This window comes from Streptomyces adelaidensis, assembly GCF_016598475.1.
Classification (GTDB): domain Bacteria; phylum Actinomycetota; class Actinomycetes; order Streptomycetales; family Streptomycetaceae; genus Streptomyces; species Streptomyces adelaidensis.
The window spans coordinates 1-434 of the sequence record NZ_JAEMUX010000311.1; the positions used below are offsets into that span (position 1 = coordinate 1).

The following is a 434-nucleotide window of genomic DNA, read 5'->3' on the forward strand; positions in this document are numbered from 1 at the left end:
CCTTGCGGCGCCGCTTCTTCAGCCGGCGCTTGGCGGACGGGGTGTTCTTCTTCTGGAGCTTGGTGCGCAGGGTGCGTTCACGCAGGCGGCCCCGGTTGAGGTGGCGCCCGGCCATGATCTCGCCATCACTGGTGGTGGCGATGTTCACGATCCCCAGATCGATCCCGAGGAACTCGGCGGGGTCGCTGTCGGGTTCGGCCTCGGGGACCTCGCAGGTGGCGTTCAGGAACCACATGCCGTCCCGGTACAGCAGATCCGACTCGCCCTTGCGGTACAGGGCGAGACGGGCCAGGTGCTCGGGGGATGCGGTGAACGCCACGTTCTTCATCCGGCCCGACAGGGTCCAGATGGAGACCGTGCGTTCGCCGGTCTGCCAGGACAGCATCCGGTCGTCGTAGGGCTGCGCGCCCTCGGGACGAAAGGCGATCGGCTTC

The 434-nt window shown here is 67.7% G+C and carries 1 protein-coding gene; it reads right to left on the reverse strand.

All coding sequences use genetic code 11. The features are described from left to right. Nucleotides 1–434 (reverse strand): transposase (locus I8N67_RS42000; protein ID WP_200309680.1); only part of this gene is annotated, 434 nt, incomplete at both ends.